We start from the raw sequence: 304 nt of genomic DNA, 5'->3' as shown, positions 1-304 counted from the left end.
CAGCGACCACGTCCACCCAGTAACCTTTGATTTCCACAGCGATGTCGACACCATGACCGGAGCGGTAAAGGACTGCGAGACCGTGTACGTTGTGGCCGGCTCCCGCGGCGCCGATCTGCTGCAAACCGACGCCTTCGGCGCTGTCAAGCTCATCGAGGCCTGCAAGCGCGCCGGCGTGCGACGCTTCGTTATGCTCAGCTCCATGTTCGCCAACGAGCCCGATCGCTGGGAGACCGAGAAGGGCCTTGCCGACCTCACCGACTACAACATCGCGATATTCTTCGCCGATAAATGGCTGGAGAAC

Annotated in this window: 1 protein-coding gene; it reads left to right on the top strand. The window is 61.2% G+C overall.

What is annotated here, in order from left to right:
• The coding region (locus PZH32_RS12755; RefSeq protein ID WP_275208627.1) for an NAD(P)H-binding protein at nucleotides 1-304 on the top strand (304 nt) is incomplete at both ends.

The sequence above is a fragment of the Adlercreutzia equolifaciens genome, from assembly GCF_029076695.1.
Classification (GTDB): domain Bacteria; phylum Actinomycetota; class Coriobacteriia; order Coriobacteriales; family Eggerthellaceae; genus Adlercreutzia; species Adlercreutzia equolifaciens_A.
Note: the sequence above shows the minus strand (reverse complement) of the source record. Positions and strands in the feature narration are given on the sequence as shown.